This is a genomic window from Marinovum sp. (assembly GCF_034669705.1).
Classification (GTDB): Bacteria; Pseudomonadota; Alphaproteobacteria; order Rhodobacterales; family Rhodobacteraceae; genus Marinovum.
Window position 1 is genome coordinate 47,846 of the sequence record NZ_JAXMOR010000002.1, and the last position, 16,093, is coordinate 63,938.

Below are 16,093 nucleotides of genomic sequence, written 5' to 3' on the forward strand. Positions count from 1 at the left end.
GCGCCGCTCACATCCCCGTCATTCGATCTCGCCCGTCATTCGATTTCATACGGCAGCACATCGCGGCTGTCAGGCTGGATGCGCAACCGCTGCTCGAGCGGCGGGATGGCGCGCTGGTGGCAATGGGTTCGCTCACAGATACGACAGGAAATGCCGATCGGTTCAAAATTAGTGTCCTGAGTCACGTCGAGACCGTCGGCATAGACCAGTTGCCCGGCGTGTTCGACCTCGCAGCCCAGCGCCATTGCATAGCGCCGCACCGGCGCGCCGTAGCGGCCGCCGCTTTTCGAGATGTCGCAGGCGATGGAGATATAGCGCACCCCGTCCGGCGTCTCGGCCAGCTGGCGCAGGAAGCGGCCCGGCGTCTCGAAAGCGCGGTGCACGTTCCACAGCGGACAGGCGCCGCCGAAGCGGGCGAATTGCAATCGCGTGGCGGAGTGACGCTTGGTGATCGTGCCAGCCTGATCGACGCGGACGAAAAAGAACGGCACCCCCTTGGCGCCGGGCCGTTGCAGCGTCGAGAGCCGGTGTGCGACCTGCTCGATCGAGGCGCCGAAGCGGGTGGCCAGCCGTTCGAGATCATGCCGCGTCTCGCGGGCGGCGGCGAGAAACGGACCATAGGGCATCAGCGCGGCGCCGGCGAAGTAGTTGGCCAGACCGATATGGGCGATGTCGCGCGCGGTGTCGGATTGAAAGCGGGCGAGGTCGAGCGTCGCCTGCAGCAGCTTGTCCTGTTGCAGCAGCGCCATCTGCAGCAGCAGCTGAAAGTTGCGGGTCTCCGGCGCGGCGCGGTCCGACAGCGTCACGGTGCCGGCGGCGCGGTCGAACTGGCGCAGCGTGTCGGTGGCGGCAATCCGCAGCGAGATCCCCTGACCGCGCAGCCAGGCCTCGGCCGCGCCGGGCACATCGCCACGCTTGGCGGTGGCGGCGAAATTCTCGGCCGCGCGGTCGACGGCGTCGATGTAATTGTCGCAATAATGAAAGAAGTCGCGCACCTCCTCCCAGGGGCTCAGCTGCAGCCCGCCGCCCTCGTGCCCCAGCGCCGCATCGAGCGAGGCCAGCCGCTCGTGGGTCTGGCGATAGGCGCGGTGCAGCTCGAGAAAGGCGCGCGCCAGCGCCGGCGCATTGGAGGCGGTCAGGCGCAGGTCGGCCAGCGGCGGCGCGCCGGCCTCGTCTTGATTGAACACCGGATCGGCCAGCGCCTCGCGCATGTCCGACACCAGCCGCTCGGCATCGCCGGAGGAGAGCTCGGTGACGTCGAAGCCGAACTCCTGCGCCAGCGCCAGCACCACGGTGGTGCTGACGGGGCGGTTGTTGTTTTCCATCTGGTTGAGATAGGGCAGCGAGACGCCGAGCTTGCCGGCGAAATCCTTCTGAGTCAGCCCGAGACGGGTGCGGGTCTCGCGCAGCTTGGCGCCGGCATAGAGTTTCTGGGTGGCCATGGGCATGCCTTTGCGAATTTGCGTCGCCCGCAGGCTAGCTTTGCAAACCGCTCTGAGCAACCCGCAGGACAGACGGACCGTCGCCCCCCCGGCCTATACCAGCCTGAGGCGCTCTTCGCGACGGATCACCATCAGGATGGCGACCATGCCCAGGATACTGGTAATCAGCATCAGCCAGAGCAGCGGCCAGGGGCCGGTGCCGGGCTGCAGCAAGGCTCCGGCCAGTGCCGAAAGCCCGGCACCGCCGCCGATCATGATCGCCCCGCCGAGCCCACTGGCGGTACCCGCCAGATGCGGCCGCACCGACAGCATGCCGGCGGTGGAATTGGGGATCGTCATGCCATTGCCAAAGCCCACGAAAGTCATGAAGCCGAAGAAGCTCAGCGCCGAGCCCTGCCCCATCGCAAACACCAGCATCGACAGTACGACGCCGACGATATTGACCCAGCACCCCCAGAGCACCATGCGGTTGACCCCGACCCGGGCCGAGTACCGGCCCGAGATGCCGTTGCCGGCAAAATAGCCCACCGCCGGCGCACCGAACAGCAGGCCCAGCAGCGCCGGTTGAAGGCCAAAGACCTCTGACCCGACAAAGGGCGCGCCGCCGAGATAGGCAAAGAACGCCCCCGAGGCAAAGGCCGCCGCCAGCGCATAGCCCCAGAACCGCGGCGCGCGGATCAGTTCGGGGTAGTCCTGGAACTGCCGCAGCAGGGTCTGGCCGGAGCGCATCTTGGTTTCGCCCAGGTCGCGCCAGGCCAGCCAGAGCGTCGCCACCCCGGCCACCAGCAACAGCCAGAACGAGGCCTTCCAGCCCCAGATCTCATCGAGGAACCCGCCGATCATCGGGCCGATCATCGGCACCACTGCCATGCCCATGGTGACATAGCCGATCATCGAGGCGGCCTGGTCCTGCGGCACCATATCGCGCACCACGGCCCGGCTCAGCACCATCGCCACCACCACCGCGGCCTGGGCCATGCGACAGATCAGGAAGACCGTGACATTGGGCGCAAAGAGACAGCCGAGCGTCGCGAGGATGAAGATCACCAGCCCGCCAAGGATCACCGGCCGGCGGCCCATCTGGTCCGACATCGGACCGACGACCAGTTGCAGACAGGCGTTCACGCCCAGGTAGATGGCGACCGAAAGCTGCATCAGGCTGTAATCGGTGTCAAAATAGGCAGTCATCCCCGGCAGCGACGGCAGGAAGATGTTCATTGCAAGCGCCGCCAGCCCCGAAAGCAGGATCAGCGTTACGATATGAGGCGGGGTGGACCGGTCAAGAAATCTGACCGCAGGAGCAACTGACATGGGGAAAGACTTACGCCTGCGGCGGGAACAAGTCCATTATCGCGCGCCCACAAACTGTCACTCCGATCTGCACAAGTCCCTGTGCATTTTTGCAAAAACTCCCCTTGGCCGTGGGAAAGCTATATTTGCAAATATTCCAATCTCCCTGCAAGCTTATTTGCAAATATTCCACCTTATCCTTGTGTCGTCGCTGCATCGCAGTATGGTCTCGCGGAACCAGACAAGGGGCCGATGATGACCGACATTCTTCAGGAACTCGAAGACCGCCGCCAGGACGCCCGCATGGGCGGCGGACAGAAACGCATCGACGCGCAGCACGCCAAGGGCAAGCTGACCGCGCGCGAGCGCATCGAGCTCCTGCTCGACGAGGAGAGTTTCGAGGAATACGACACCTTCGTCACCCACCGCTGCACCGATTTCGGCATGGAGGACAACCGTCCCGCCGGCGACGGCGTGGTCACCGGCTGGGGCACGGTCAACGGCCGCATGGTCTATGTCTACAGCCAGGATTTCACCGTCCTCGGCGGCTCGGTCAGCGCCACCCATGCACAGAAGATCTGCAAGATCATGGACATGGCGGTTCAGAACGGCGCGCCGGTGATCGGCCTCAACGACTCTGGCGGCGCCCGTATTCAGGAAGGCGTCGACGCGCTCGCCGGCTACGCCGAGATCTTCCAGCGCAATATCATGGCCTCCGGCGTGGTGCCGCAGATCAGCGTGATCATGGGCCCCTGCGCCGGTGGCGCGGTCTATTCGCCGGCGATGACCGATTTCATTTTCATGGTGAAGGACTCGTCCTACATGTTCGTCACCGGCCCCGACGTGGTCAAGACCGTGACCAACGAGCAGGTCACCGCCGAAGAACTGGGCGGCGCGTCGACCCACACCAAGAAGAGCTCAGTGGCCGACGGCGCCTTTGAAAATGACGTCGAGGCGCTGGCCGAGGTGCGCCGGCTGGTTGACTTCCTGCCGCTCAACAACCGCGAGAAGCCGCCCGTCCGGCCGTTCTTCGACGATGTGAACCGGATCGAGGACAGTCTCGACACGCTGGTGCCGGAAAATGCCAACACGCCCTACGACATGAAGGAGCTGATCCTGAAGGTCGCGGATGAGGGCGATTTCTACGAGATCCAGGAAGAGTTCGCCAAGAACATCATCACCGGCTTCATCCGGCTCGAAGGCCAGACCGTCGGCATCGTCGCCAACCAGCCGATGGTGCTGGCCGGCTGTCTCGACATCGACAGCTCGCGCAAGGCGGCGCGATTCGTGCGGTTCTGCGATGCCTTCGAGGTGCCGATTCTCACCTTCGTCGATGTCCCGGGCTTCCTGCCCGGCACCTCCCAGGAATACGGCGGCGTCATCAAGCACGGCGCCAAGCTGCTGTTTGCCTATGGCGAGGCGACAGTGCCCAAGGTGACGGTGATCACCCGCAAGGCCTACGGCGGCGCCTATGACGTGATGGCCTCGAAACACCTGCGCGGCGACATGAACTATGCTTGGCCCACCGCCGAGATCGCGGTGATGGGGGCCAAGGGGGCGACCGAGATCCTCTACCGCTCGGAACTGGGCGACAAGGAAAAGATCGCCGGGCGCACCAAGGATTACGAGGACCGCTTCGCCAATCCCTTCGTGGCGGCCGAGCGCGGCTTCATCGACGAGGTGATCATGCCGCATTCGACCCGCAAGCGGGTGAGCCGGGCGTTTGCCGCGCTGCGCGGCAAGAAGCTGACCAACCCGTGGAAGAAACACGACAACATCCCGCTGTGAGCGCCCCGGCGGCACCGCGCGAAGAGACGAAGAGGGACCGCAGGGCCCCGAGGAGATGCCCGTGAGCAAACCCTGGCACATACGCCGCGACGCTGGCGGGCTGACCCTGTCGCGCCAGCCGGTGGCGCAGTTCGACGTCTCGGCCAGCGCCGGGTTCCCGCCGCTGAGGATGCTGCGGCTGGCGCAGATGATTCGTCAGGACATGTGGCGGCGGCTGCAGGGGCTGCGCGGCTTCTCGCCGGTGGTGCAGGTGCGCCGCGGCGACGACGGGCTTTGCGTCACGGCCGGTGGCGCGGTTGCCGGTCGGTTTCCAAAGGCGCACACCGAGGCGCAGATCGACGCGCTTCTGCACGACCCGGCGCTGCGCGCCCGCTGGCAGCGATGTGCCCTGTTGACCCATGGGAAAGTTCTGGTATGACCTTGTGCGACATCAAGTTCAATGCGGCGCGAGGGGGACCTGAACGCCGCGCAGCCCCACCGGGAGGAGCCCGGAAACGGGGGTGGGGCTGCCACTTGATTTTCCCTGCGATTGCAATGCTCTGGGCCAACAGCCTGCCGGCGGCCGCCAGCGATCCGTCGCGTTTCGAGGTGCCGTCTGGCCTGCAGGTCTCCCTGCAGGAATACCGCGACGAGACCGAGACCCCGCTGGCGATCTTCCGCGCCCGATTCGTGGTGCCGGATCTCGAACAGGCCTCCGAGGACATGGAATCGGTTTTCGCCGACATGGAGCACCTGTGCGCCGAAGTGGCCCTGCCCGAGCTTGAGCGCCGCGGTCTGCCCGCCCAACGCATCGTCATATCACTTAGTTCCAAGCCGCTTGAATTCGGCACCATCGCACCCGACGTGGCGCAGTTCTTCGAGAGCTATGCCATCGAGGATGCCATCTGTATCTGGGAGTTGTTCTGATGCGGCTACTATATCTTGCGGCGTCCGCGCCGAGACCGCCCAGAAATGCGGCTTTCGCGCCACATGCCGGCAACCGCGTCGAAAAGCCGTATATTTTCGGGCGGTTATTCACTAACGTTAAGGCGGGTTACACCCAAGTGACCTTACCTTTGTGTCGGCATGGGGCCTCGCTGCGTGCGCGGATCCATGCCGTTGTGACTGACAGGAGAACTTTATGTCCAAGAGCATCAAGCTCATCGCAGCACTTGGCCTCTTCACCGCTGTCGCGGCTTGCTCGCAGCAGCAGGAAGAGGAATACATCGTTGTCGATCCGGCACCGATTTCGGTCGAACCGGTCTACACCGGCAAGTACAAGTAACTTACCAACGGGACAGGCCCCCGGGCCTGTCCTGCTTGCGCCCGCCGCGCACCGGCCCCTCGCAGGCCAGGAGGGCGCGGCATGATCAAGCATCGCGGTTTCCCCGGCCGCCTTCCCGGCACCGATTTCCAGTTCACCGTTCGCCGCCCCAACCCAAAGGGCGCGACGCCGATCATCCGGCGCGAGCGCTACCGCGACCGCCGTGCCCCCGACCGGCGCGCCGACCTGTGGTTCCTGGCCGCGCTCTGGCAGAACTTCGGCCCCGAACCCTTCGAACGCGGCAACCTCGACGCCGGCCGCCTCAGCTGGCTCTTCGGCCGCGAGGTGCTGCCCTATGACGATCCCTTCGATCCCAAGGACTACGAGGCCCGCCTGATCATCGACGAAGAGGCCGCCCGCGCCGCCTTTCCAGAGGCCTTCGACGAGGGCGCGACCTGGTGATGAGCGCCTTTCTGCCAAGGATCGCGACAAACACGCGGAGCTCTGCCGATCGCCGCGCCACTGCGCGACAGCGCTTGGCAGCGGGCCGCAGCGCTCGCAGTGTCACCGACATAACCGTGTGGTCGGGCTGCCAATCGTTCCCGATCGATCACCGTTACCCTTTGACCTGCGGGCGGTATTGCGTGTCCCCTGCGCAACCGCCCGCGTCTTTTCCCCCGATCGCTCCGCCGCTCACAGGCCTGGACCCACTCTCGACGCATGTGCTGCGGCCGGGCCGGTCCGCCGATGTCAGCCCCATCAAGAAGGACACCTCATGTTCAAGAAGATCCTGATCGCCAACCGCGGCGAGATTGCCTGCCGTGTCATCAAGTCGGCCCGCAAGATGGGCATCAAGACGGTGGCTGTCTATTCCGACGCCGACAAGCACGCGCTGCATGTGAAGATGGCCGACGAGGCGGTGCATATCGGCCCGCCGCCCGCCAACCAGTCCTATATCGTGATCGACCGGATCATCGCGGCGATCCGCCAGACCGGCGCCGAGGCGGTGCACCCGGGCTATGGCTTCCTGTCGGAGAACCCCAAGTTCGCACAGGCGCTCGAGGCCGAGGGCGTGGCCTTTGTCGGCCCGCCGGTGGGGGCGATCGAGGCGATGGGTGACAAAATCACCTCCAAGAAAATCGCCCAGGAGGCCGATGTCTCGACCGTGCCGGGCTACATGGGGCTGATCGAGGATGCCGAGGAGGCGGTGAAGATCTCGAACGAGATCGGCTATCCGGTGATGATCAAGGCCAGCGCCGGCGGCGGCGGCAAGGGCATGCGCATTGCCTGGAACGACGCCGAGGCGCGCGAGGGCTTTCAGTCGTCAAAGAACGAAGCGGCGAGCAGCTTTGGCGACGACCGCATCTTCATCGAGAAATTCGTCACCCAGCCGCGCCACATCGAGATCCAGGTGCTGGCCGATGGCCATGGCAACGCGGTCTATCTGGGCGAGCGGGAATGTTCGATCCAGCGCCGCAACCAGAAGGTCATCGAAGAGGCGCCCTCGCCCTTCCTCGACGAAGAGACCCGCCGCGCCATGGGCGAACAGGCGGTCGCACTGGCCAAGGCGGTGGGCTATGCCAGCGCCGGCACGGTCGAGTTCATTGTCGACGGTCAGAAGAACTTCTTTTTCCTCGAGATGAACACCCGGTTGCAGGTGGAGCACCCGGTCACCGAGCTGATCACCGGCGTCGACCTGGTCGAGCAGATGATCCGCGTGGCGGCCGGCGAAAAGCTCTCGATCACCCAAGACGACGTCACGCTCACCGGCTGGTCGATCGAAAGCCGGCTCTATGCCGAGGACCCCTATCGCAACTTCCTGCCCTCGATCGGCCGGTTGACCCGCTATCGCCCGCCGGCGGAAGTGGCCGCCGGTCCGCTGCTCGACAACGACAAGTGGCAGGGCGCGGCGCCCGAGGGCGAGACCGCGGTGCGCAATGACACCGGCGTCTTCGAGGGCGGCGAGATCAGCATGTACTACGACCCGATGATCGCCAAGCTCTGCACCTGGGCACCGACCCGGGGCGCGGCGATCGAGGCGATGCGCGTGGCGCTCGACAGTTTCGAGGTCGAGGGCATCGGCCATAACATCCCCTTCCTGTCGGCGGTGATGGACCATCCGAAGTTCGTCTCTGGCGAAATGACCACCGCCTTCATCGCCGAGGAATACCCCGAGGGCTTTGACGGCGTGACGCTGGACGAGACGGCCCTGCGCCAGATCGCGGCCTGCTGCGCGGCGATGAACCGGGTGGCCGAGATCCGCCGCACCCGGGTCTCGGGCCGGCTCGACAACCACGAACGCCGGGTCGACAACAAGGCCACGGTGACGCTTCAGGGCACCACCTATCACCTGGCGATCGACGCCGACCATGACGGCGCCACGGTGCACTTCGAGGACGGGCCCAGCCTGCGCATCGACGGCGCCTGGACGCCCGGCCAGACGCTAACGCGGATGACGGTGGACGGCGCGCCGCTGGTGCTCAAGGTCGACAAGATCACCCATGGCTTCCGTATCCGCAGCCGCGGTGCCGAGCTGAAGGTGCATGTGCGGTCCCGCCGGCAGGCCGAGCTGGCCGCGCTGATGCCCGAGAAACAGGCGCCGGACACCTCGAAGATGCTGCTCTGCCCGATGCCGGGGCTGATCGTGAAGGTCGACGTCGAGGTCGGTGAAGAGGTGCAGGAGGGCCAGGCGCTCTGCACCGTCGAGGCGATGAAGATGGAGAACATCCTGCGCGCCGAACGGACCGGCGTGGTGTCGCAGATCAACGCCAATGCCGGCGACAGCCTGGCGGTGGATGACGTGATCATGGAATTCGAATGATCGCGCGATGGCAATGCCGGGCTGGACAGAGGTGACAGGGCACGGCGGGGCGCAGGTGCGGCCCGCCATGGTGCGCGTCCGGCTGCCGGGTCAGCCGCCAGTGCGGCGGTCGCGGATTTCCTGCTGGCGCAGCGGCAGCTTGTCGATCGACCGGGTGATCTCGCGCACCGACCAGGGGAAGGGCTTGCGCAGGTATACCGATCCGTCCTTGCCGATCAGCACCAGCATGAAACCGCGCGGCCGCAGCTTTTCGCGCAGGGGGGTAAGCACCGAGGCATCGGTGTCGGTGAGCACCACCACGTCGCGCTGCGCCAGATCGTCCAGCCGCTCGCGCAAGAGGTCCATCTGCTGGTTGAATCGCGGGTCGGCCGGGCTGTCGGCAAAGACCACCACCGGGCGCTTGAGCCAGAGGTATTCCTCGAGCTCATGCACCCCCGCCGGCTGGATCACCGGCACCTCGACCGGGACGCCTTCGGGCACGCCCTCTTGCACGGCCTCTGGCGCGCCCTCTGGCAGGGTCTCTGGCTGGGTCTCTGGCTCCGCATCGGGCGCCACGGCCTCTTCGGGGCCTTGCGGCCCCTCCTCGGCCGGCAGCGGCCGGGTCTGGGCCACAGCCAGTTCCTGCGCCGCGACGCTGCTGGCAGCCGCGGCAAGGATCATCGTCAGAACGCGGTACATCTGGGCCATGGGTCCTCCTTGTACCCAGCATATAGGCATTAGGCATCTGATTACGACTGAGAATGGCGTGAGCCCGCGCCAATGCAACCGATTTTGCAGGCGCGCATGCTGCCCTGCCGCAAAGAAAGGACAAGGCGATGAGCCAGACCAAGGATGACTGGAAGGCATTGGCGGAAAAGGAACTGCGCGGCCGGCCGCTCGAGGATCTGACCTGGAAGACGCTGGAAGGCATCGAGGTCAGCCCGCTCTACACCCAGGAAGACACCGCCGGGCTGCCGCATATGGGCACCCTGCCCGGCTTTGCGCCCTTCACCCGCGGCCCGAAGGCCACGATGTACGCCGGCCGGCCTTGGACGATCCGGCAATATGCCGGCTTTTCGACCGCCGAGGAGAGCAACGCCTTCTACCGCCGCAACCTCGCCGCCGGCCAGCAGGGCGTCTCGGTCGCCTTCGACCTCGCCACCCACCGCGGCTATGACAGCGACCATGCGCGCGTGGTGGGCGATGTCGGCAAGGCCGGCGTGGCGATCGATTCGGTCGAGGACATGAAGCTGCTGTTCGACGGCATCCCGCTTGATCAGGTCTCGGTCTCGATGACGATGAACGGCGCGGTGATCCCGATCCTCGCCAGTTTCATCGTCACCGGCGAGGAACAGGGCCATGACAAATCGGTGCTCTCGGGCACGATCCAGAACGACATCCTCAAGGAGTTCATGGTCCGCAACACCTATATCTACCCGCCGGAACCCTCGATGCGGATCATCTCGGATATCATCGAATACACCTCGAACGAGATGCCGCGGTTCAACTCGATCTCGATCTCCGGCTACCACATGCAGGAGGCCGGCGCGAACCTTGTGCAGGAGCTGGCCTATACCCTCGCCGACGGCCGCGAATACGTGCGCGCCGCGATCGAGGCGGGGATGGATGTCGACAAGTTCGCCGGAAGGCTGTCGTTCTTCTTTGCCATCGGCATGAACTTCTTCATGGAGGCCGCCAAGCTGCGCGCCGCCCGGCTGCTCTGGCACCGCATCATGACCGAGTTCGGGGCCAAGAACGACCGCTCGAAGATGCTGCGCACCCACTGCCAGACCTCCGGCGTGTCCCTGCAGGAGCAGGACCCCTACAACAACGTCATCCGCACCGCCTATGAGGCGATGTCGGCCGTCCTCGGCGGCACCCAGTCGCTGCACACCAACGCGCTGGACGAGGCGATTGCCCTGCCGACGGACTTTTCGGCCCGCATCGCGCGGAATACCCAGCTGATCCTGCAGGAAGAGACCGGGGTGACCAATGTGGTCGATCCGCTGGCCGGCTCCTACTACGTCGAAAAGCTCACCCATGACCTGGCCGAGAAAGCCTGGGCGCTGATCGAGGAGGTCGAGGAAATGGGCGGCATGACCAAGGCGGTGGCCTCGGGCATGCCGAAGCTGCGTATCGAGGAGACCGCCGCCACCCGCCAGGCGATGATCGACCGCGGCTCAGAGGTGATCGTGGGCGTCAACAAGTACCGCAAGGACAAAGAGGATCCGATCGACATTCTCGACGTCGACAACGTCAAGGTGCGCGAGAGCCAGATCGCCCGGCTCGAGCGGATCCGCGGCAGCCGCGACCAGGCAGCCTGCGACGCGGCCCTGGACGAGCTCAGCCGCCGCGCCAAAGAGGGCGGCAACCTTCTGGAAGCGGCGGTCGAGGCCGCGCGTGCCCGGGCCAGCGTAGGAGAAATCAGCATGGCGATGGAAAAGGTATTCGGACGGCACCGCGCCGAGGTGAAGACCCTCGCCGGGGTCTATGGCGCGGCCTACGAGGGCGACGAGGGCTTTGCCGCGATCCAGAAATCGGTCGAGGAGTTCGCCGAGGAGGAAGGCCGCCGGCCGCGGATGCTGGTGGTCAAGATGGGTCAGGACGGGCATGACCGCGGCGCCAAGGTGATCGCCACCGCCTTTGCCGATATCGGCTTCGACGTCGACGTCGGACCGCTGTTCCAGACGCCCGAGGAGGCCGCGCAGGACGCGGTCGACAACGATGTGCATGTGGTGGGGATCTCGTCGCAGGCCGCCGGCCACAAGACGCTGGCGCCGCAGCTGATCGAGGCGCTGAAGGCCAATGATGCGGGCGACATCATCGTGATCTGCGGTGGGGTCATTCCGCAGCAGGACTACGATTTCCTCAAGGGTGCCGGGGTGAAGGCGATCTTCGGGCCGGGAACGAATATTCCGACCGCGGCGCAGGATATTCTCCGGCTGATCCGTGAGGCGCGGGGCTGAGGCTGGGAGGGGCGCGAGCCCCCCGCTCGGTCTGCTTGGTCGGATGTCGGAGGAGCGGGCGCGTGCGACTGTGAGCTTTGGCGCGCGGGGCCGGCGTCGGCGCGAGGGGGGGCCAGCCCCCCGGCCTGCGGCCTCCCCCTGGAGGTTTACTCGACAAGATGAAGGGGAGCGGAGGCGTGCGACTGTGAGCTTTGGCGCGCGGGGCCGGCGTTGGCGCATGGGGGGCCAGCCCCCCGGCCTGCGGCCTCCCCCCGGAGGTTTACTTGGCAAGATGAAGGGGGAGCGGGGGCGTGTGGGTGCGGGCTTTGGTGGTCTGGGCCGGCGTCAGCGGTGCGCCTTGCGCCAGCCGGCACGGCGGGCCTCGGCCTCGGTGCAGAACCAGCGTTCGCCCTTCTGTAGTGAGATTGCCGTTCTGGCGTAATCGCGCTGTCCCTCGACGTGGAAGATCCGCTCGCCGCTGGACGCGATGTTGCCCTTGATCGTGCAGCCCGCCCGCGTCGGCACCACCGGCTGCACCCTGGCGCGCTTCTGGCTGCGGAAGGCCTCGGGGCGCAGCACCACCGAAGTCCAGAGGCCGCGTCCGGCGGACAGCGCGCGGGCCTCTTGCGGGACGTAGCGGGTCGAGTATGTCTTGTAGGCGAAGGCCAGGCCGGCGCTGACCAGCGCTTCGCCCACGTCGGTGCCGCCCAGGTGACAGGTGGCGACGATGCGGCCGTAACGGTCGGTGTCTTCGCGGGTGCAGCGCAGGGTCTTGCCGTCAAGCCAGGTGGCGACCTCTCGGGTCACCTCGCGGCCGCAGGGCCAGGTGCCGCGCGACGGGTGGCGGCAGGTCTGGTCGCGCTCGACCGAGTCGATGCCAAAGAGGCGGATGCGTTTGCCCCCCACATCGAGCGTGTCACCGTCGATCACCCGGACAAGGCCCGAGATCTCTGCCTGTGCCGCATGCGCCACAGGCAGAGCGATGAGCCCGGCGCAAAGCGTGCCCAGAAGAAGCACAAAGGGTAAACAAAGTCTTAACATCTGGTTAATGTGCGGCGGAAGACCCGCCGGCACAAGGTGAAATGTTAAGAAAGGTTAAGCGCTCAGAAGGGCATCGGATGGGCGCGGTTGAGCGCGTCGATCTCCTTGAGCAGCTCGTCCGACAGGGTGATGTCGGCGGCGTCGAGCGCGTGGTCGAGCTGCGCCAGCGTCGTCGCGCCAAAGATCGACGACGCCACGAAAGGCCGCTGCACGGTCCAGGCCAGCGCCATATGCACCGGGTCAATCCCGTGCTTGTTGGCGAGGGCGACATAGGCATCGGCCACCGCCAGCGCCCGGTCGCCCTGGCGCCCGCCCATGTCGGGGTTGATCGACATCCGCGAGGCCTCTGGCACCGCGCCGCCGCTGTACTTGCCGGTCAGGTAGCCGCAGGCCAGTGGCGAGAACGGCAGCAGGCTGACCTCTTCATTGCAGCACACCTCGGCCACGTCGGTATCGGCCAGGCGGCACATCAGCGAGTATTCGTTCTGCAAGGTCGCCACGCGCGGCCCGCCAATGCGGTTCGCCGCCTCGATCCACTGGGTGGTGCCCCAGGCGCTCTCGTTCGACATGCCGAAGGCGCGGATGGTGCCGCGCTCGACCTCGCGCTGCAGGGCGCCGAGGCAGTCCTCCATGTCGGCGATCACCGCGGCGCGGTCCTGGCCAGAGGGGTCGTAGCGCCAGTTCTTGCGGAACATGTAGGAGCCGCGGTTGGGCCAGTGGAACTGGTAGAGGTCGATCACGTCGGTCTTGAGCCGCTTCAGCGAGCCCTCGATCGATCGCGGAATGGTGGCCGAGGTGATCGGTCCGCCGTCGGGCGACTGGTTCGAGCCCTCGCCCAAGTGCTTGGTGGCCAGCACCACCTCTTGCCGGCGGCCGCTGGCGGCGATCCAGTCGCCGATGATCGCCTCGGTCAGGCCGGTGGTCTCGCGCGTCTTTGGGTTGACCGGGTACATCTCGGCGGTGTCGATGAAATTCACCCCGCGCTCGAGTGCGCGGTCGATCTGGGCATGGGCGGCCGCGGGTGGGGTCTGGGTGCCGAAGGTCATCGTCCCGAGGCACAGCTGCGACACCTCGAGGCCGCTGCGGCCGAGCTTTGTCATCTTCATGGTTCATGTCCCCTGTTCAGTTGCGCCGGAACCTAACGCGCGCGCCGGAAAGTTAAACCCCGGATCGAACCGCCCGGTCGTCGCCATGGCCCTTGAGAACATAGCGCGAACATTTACAATGGCGGCATGAGTCGTCACCACGCCCTTCTGACCCGCGCGCCGCACCGGACGCGCCCTGCCCTGTCGGTGATGGGCGAGCTGTCGTTTTCGCAGATGCGGGTGCACGAGCTCTGCGGCAGGGCGCGGCGCACGCTGGCGGCCTGGGTCGCCGGTGCGGTGCAGGCGGCCGGGCCCGGACCGGTGATCTGGGTGGCGCCGGCCTGGGAAAAGGACGCGCTCTTTGGCCCCGGCCTGGCCGCGCTCTGTGCGCCCGAGCGGTTCCTCTTCGTGCATCCGACCCGGCCCGAGGATGTGCTCTGGACGCTGGAGGAGGTGCTGCGCTCCGGTGCGGCGCCGCTGGTGGTGGGCGATCTGCCGGGCCTGCCCAGCCTGACGCAGGTGCGGCGCATGCATCTGGCGGCCGAGACCGGGGCCGAGGCCTTTGGCGGCCGTCCGCTGGGGCTCTTGCTGACACCGGGGGCCGAGGGCGGCGCGCCGGGGGTGGAGAGCCGCTGGCGGCTCGATCCGGCGCATGCACCGGAGGCGCCGGGCTGGCGGCTGACCCGGCTGCGGGCGCGCACCGCGCCGGTGCGTGACTGGCAGGTGCGACAGGGCGCAGCCGGGCCGGAACTGGCCGCCGCCGCCGGCTGACCGTCGCCTGAGCGACGACCGGCACCGACACCAAAGCAGGCCGGCTAGCTGCAGTAATACTCGTAGAGCAGCCCGATCATCCGCCGAGTGCGCGCGTCGGCCAGCGAATAATGGATCACCTTGCCCTCGCGTCGGGTGACCACCAGCCCCTCGTCGCGCAGCCGGGCCAGCATCTGGCTGACCGCCGCCTGCCGCATGCCGAGGGTCGTCTCGAGCGCGCCAACCGACATCTCGCCCTGCACCAGATGGCACAGGATCATCAGCCGGCCCTCATGCGCCAGCGTCTTGAGATAGCCCGCGGCGGCCTTGGCATTCTCGGCCATGTCGCGCGGTTCGGGATCGGGAGAAGGGGCGCTCACGAGGCCTGGCTGCTGCTTGTCAGATTGCATCGCAACTGACATACCACGCCGCCTGACCCAACGGCAATCGGCTTTGCCGGATCAGTCCTGACGCACCGGCGCGCCGCCGGCAAAGACGTTGCCCGAGACGTAATCGCAGGGTGCCTCCTGCATCTCGAGGTGCAGCCCCTCGCCCTCGTAGGGATGCGCGCGGGCCAGCGCCTCGTCGACCTCGATGCCGAGGCCGGGCGCGGTGGGCGGGGTGACAAAGCCGCCCTCCACCTGCAGCGCACCGCCGATCAGGTCGAGGTGAAAGGGGGTCTCGATGGTCTCGATCATCAGCAGGTTGGGGATCGTCACGGCAAGCTGCACATTGGCCGCCCATTCCACCGGCCCGGCATAGAGATGCGGCGCCACCTGCGCGTTGAAATGCTCGGCCAGGGCGGCGATCTTGCGGGTCTCCCAGAGCCCGCCGGCGCGGCCCAGCGCCGGTTGCAGGATGCTGGCGCCGCCGGTCTGCAGGACGGTGCCGAACTCGGCGCGGGTGGTCAGCCGCTCGCCGGTGGCCAGCGGGATGCGCACCGCCTCGGCCACCTTGCGGAACTCGAGCAGGTTGTCGGGCGGGATCGGCTCTTCGTACCACAGCGGCTGGTAGGCCTCGATCGCCTGCCCCAGCCGGATCGCGCCGCCGGTGCTGAACTGGCCATGGGTGCCAAAGAGCAGGTCGGCGCGGTCGCCCACCGCCTCGCGGATCGCCTCGCAGAACCGCACTGACAGCGAGATGTCGCTGAGCGCCGGCTGATGCCCGCCGCGCAGGGTGTAGGGGCCGGCGGGATCGAATTTGACCGCCGTATAGCCCCGCGCCACCAGATCGCGCGCACTGTCCGCCGCCATCTCGGGCGAAACCCAGAACTCCGGAAGCTTGTGGTGTTTCAGCGGGTAGAGGTAGGAATAGGCCCGGATGCGTTCGTTCATCATGCCGCCCATCAGCGCCCAGACCGGCCGGTCGCGAGCCTTGCCGAGGATATCCCAGCAGGCGATCTCGAGGCCGGAGAAGGCGCCCATGACGGTGAGATCGGGGCGCTGGGTAAAGCCCGAGGAATAGGCGCGGCGGAACATCCGCTCGACGTTCTCCGGGCTGTCGCCGGCCATGTGGCGCTCAAAGACGTCGCGGATCACCGCCTCCATCGCCCGGGGGCCGACCGAGGCGGCATAGCATTCGCCCCAGCCGGTGAGGCCGTCATCGGTGGTCAGCTTGACAAGGATCCAGTAGCGCCCGCCCCAGCCCGGGGCCGGCGGAGCGGTGACAATCACGTCGAGATCGGCGAGTTTCATGGCAGGCTTTCTGTT

Annotated in this window: 15 protein-coding genes; 8 read left to right on the plus strand and 7 right to left on the minus strand. The window is 66.6% G+C overall.

Annotation, left to right across the window (positions count from 1 at the left end; genetic code table 11):
- Positions 1-35: 35 nt before the first annotated feature.
- Positions 36-1,442 carry a helix-turn-helix domain-containing protein gene (locus tag VOI27_RS01660; protein ID WP_323763547.1) on the minus strand — a complete coding sequence of 469 codons (1,407 nt, stop codon included), beginning with the start codon at positions 1,440-1,442 and terminating at the stop codon, positions 36-38.
- 93 nt (positions 1,443-1,535) lie between these two features.
- Positions 1,536-2,753: a multidrug effflux MFS transporter gene (locus VOI27_RS01665; RefSeq protein ID WP_323763548.1), complete on the minus strand. Its 1,218-nt coding sequence runs from the start codon at positions 2,751-2,753 to the stop codon at positions 1,536-1,538.
- A gap of 234 nt (positions 2,754-2,987) precedes the next feature.
- Between VOI27_RS01665 and VOI27_RS01670 the strand changes: the two genes are divergently transcribed.
- The 6 genes from VOI27_RS01670 (at position 2,988) to VOI27_RS01695 (ending at position 8,584) form a co-directional block, all read left to right on the plus strand.
- Positions 2,988-4,520 carry an acyl-CoA carboxylase subunit beta gene (locus VOI27_RS01670; RefSeq protein ID WP_323763549.1) on the plus strand — a complete coding sequence of 511 codons (1,533 nt, stop codon included), beginning with the start codon at positions 2,988-2,990 and terminating at the stop codon, positions 4,518-4,520.
- A gap of 61 nt (positions 4,521-4,581) precedes the next feature.
- Positions 4,582-4,938, plus strand: a complete 357-nt coding sequence (locus VOI27_RS01675) for a hypothetical protein (protein ID WP_323763550.1) — start codon at positions 4,582-4,584, stop codon at positions 4,936-4,938.
- A 116-nt stretch (positions 4,939-5,054) separates the two neighbouring features.
- Positions 5,055-5,426 (plus strand): DUF6497 family protein, encoded by a 372-nt coding sequence (locus VOI27_RS01680; protein WP_323763551.1) that lies wholly within the window; start codon positions 5,055-5,057, stop codon positions 5,424-5,426.
- 214 nt (positions 5,427-5,640) lie between these two features.
- Entirely contained in the window at positions 5,641-5,784 is a 144-nt protein-coding gene (locus VOI27_RS01685) for a hypothetical protein (protein WP_323763552.1), read from the plus strand.
- A gap of 81 nt (positions 5,785-5,865) precedes the next feature.
- A complete protein-coding gene (locus VOI27_RS01690; protein ID WP_323763553.1) occupies positions 5,866-6,225 on the plus strand; it encodes a hypothetical protein in 360 nt (119 codons plus the stop codon).
- A gap of 313 nt (positions 6,226-6,538) precedes the next feature.
- Positions 6,539-8,584: an acetyl/propionyl/methylcrotonyl-CoA carboxylase subunit alpha gene (locus VOI27_RS01695; protein ID WP_323763554.1), complete on the plus strand. Its 2,046-nt coding sequence runs from the start codon at positions 6,539-6,541 to the stop codon at positions 8,582-8,584.
- Between the two features lie 90 nt (positions 8,585-8,674).
- Here VOI27_RS01695 and VOI27_RS23130 read toward each other — a convergent pair whose 3' ends face one another.
- Entirely contained in the window at positions 8,675-9,244 is a 570-nt protein-coding gene (locus VOI27_RS23130; RefSeq protein ID WP_416374631.1) for a DUF4174 domain-containing protein, read from the minus strand.
- 155 nt (positions 9,245-9,399) lie between these two features.
- On the opposite strand from VOI27_RS23130, the gene scpA reads away from it, so the two are divergent.
- Positions 9,400-11,529, plus strand: coding sequence for a methylmalonyl-CoA mutase (gene scpA / locus VOI27_RS01705; RefSeq protein ID WP_323763555.1), 2,130 nt, complete (start codon positions 9,400-9,402; stop codon positions 11,527-11,529).
- A gap of 324 nt (positions 11,530-11,853) precedes the next feature.
- Here scpA and VOI27_RS01710 read toward each other — a convergent pair whose 3' ends face one another.
- Together VOI27_RS01710 and VOI27_RS01715 are read right to left on the minus strand one after the other, a co-directional pair.
- Positions 11,854-12,525 (minus strand): thermonuclease family protein, encoded by a 672-nt coding sequence (locus VOI27_RS01710; RefSeq protein WP_323763556.1) that lies wholly within the window; start codon positions 12,523-12,525, stop codon positions 11,854-11,856.
- An 86-nt stretch (positions 12,526-12,611) separates the two neighbouring features.
- Entirely contained in the window at positions 12,612-13,655 is a 1,044-nt protein-coding gene (locus tag VOI27_RS01715) for an aldo/keto reductase (protein WP_323763557.1), read from the minus strand.
- A 126-nt stretch (positions 13,656-13,781) separates the two neighbouring features.
- Between VOI27_RS01715 and VOI27_RS01720 the strand changes: the two genes are divergently transcribed.
- Positions 13,782-14,405, plus strand: coding sequence for a hypothetical protein (locus tag VOI27_RS01720; protein WP_323763558.1), 624 nt, complete (start codon positions 13,782-13,784; stop codon positions 14,403-14,405).
- Between the two features lie 44 nt (positions 14,406-14,449).
- Here VOI27_RS01720 and VOI27_RS01725 read toward each other — a convergent pair whose 3' ends face one another.
- Positions 14,450-14,728 (minus strand): metalloregulator ArsR/SmtB family transcription factor, encoded by a 279-nt coding sequence (locus tag VOI27_RS01725; RefSeq protein ID WP_323763741.1) that lies wholly within the window; start codon positions 14,726-14,728, stop codon positions 14,450-14,452.
- 117 nt (positions 14,729-14,845) lie between these two features.
- Positions 14,846-16,078: a mandelate racemase/muconate lactonizing enzyme family protein gene (locus VOI27_RS01730; RefSeq protein ID WP_323763559.1), complete on the minus strand. Its 1,233-nt coding sequence runs from the start codon at positions 16,076-16,078 to the stop codon at positions 14,846-14,848.
- Positions 16,079-16,093 lie beyond the last annotated feature (15 nt).

Coding starts and splice junctions, on each gene's coding strand:
- VOI27_RS01660 (WP_323763547.1), bottom strand. CDS start 1,442: ATGGCCACCCAGAAACTCTATGCCGGCGCCAAGCTGCGCGAGACCCGC.
- VOI27_RS01665 (WP_323763548.1), bottom strand. CDS start 2,753: ATGTCAGTTGCTCCTGCGGTCAGATTTCTTGACCGGTCCACCCCGCCT.
- VOI27_RS01670 (WP_323763549.1), top strand. CDS start 2,988: ATGACCGACATTCTTCAGGAACTCGAAGACCGCCGCCAGGACGCCCGC.
- VOI27_RS01680 (WP_323763551.1), top strand. CDS start 5,055: ATGCTCTGGGCCAACAGCCTGCCGGCGGCCGCCAGCGATCCGTCGCGT.
- VOI27_RS01685 (WP_323763552.1), top strand. CDS start 5,641: ATGTCCAAGAGCATCAAGCTCATCGCAGCACTTGGCCTCTTCACCGCT.
- VOI27_RS01690 (WP_323763553.1), top strand. CDS start 5,866: ATGATCAAGCATCGCGGTTTCCCCGGCCGCCTTCCCGGCACCGATTTC.
- VOI27_RS01695 (WP_323763554.1), top strand. CDS start 6,539: ATGTTCAAGAAGATCCTGATCGCCAACCGCGGCGAGATTGCCTGCCGT.
- VOI27_RS23130 (WP_416374631.1), bottom strand. CDS start 9,244: ATGATCCTTGCCGCGGCTGCCAGCAGCGTCGCGGCGCAGGAACTGGCT.
- scpA (WP_323763555.1), top strand. CDS start 9,400: ATGAGCCAGACCAAGGATGACTGGAAGGCATTGGCGGAAAAGGAACTG.
- VOI27_RS01715 (WP_323763557.1), bottom strand. CDS start 13,655: ATGAAGATGACAAAGCTCGGCCGCAGCGGCCTCGAGGTGTCGCAGCTG.
- VOI27_RS01720 (WP_323763558.1), top strand. CDS start 13,782: ATGAGTCGTCACCACGCCCTTCTGACCCGCGCGCCGCACCGGACGCGC.
- VOI27_RS01725 (WP_323763741.1), bottom strand. CDS start 14,728: ATGGCCGAGAATGCCAAGGCCGCCGCGGGCTATCTCAAGACGCTGGCG.
- VOI27_RS01730 (WP_323763559.1), bottom strand. CDS start 16,078: ATGAAACTCGCCGATCTCGACGTGATTGTCACCGCTCCGCCGGCCCCG.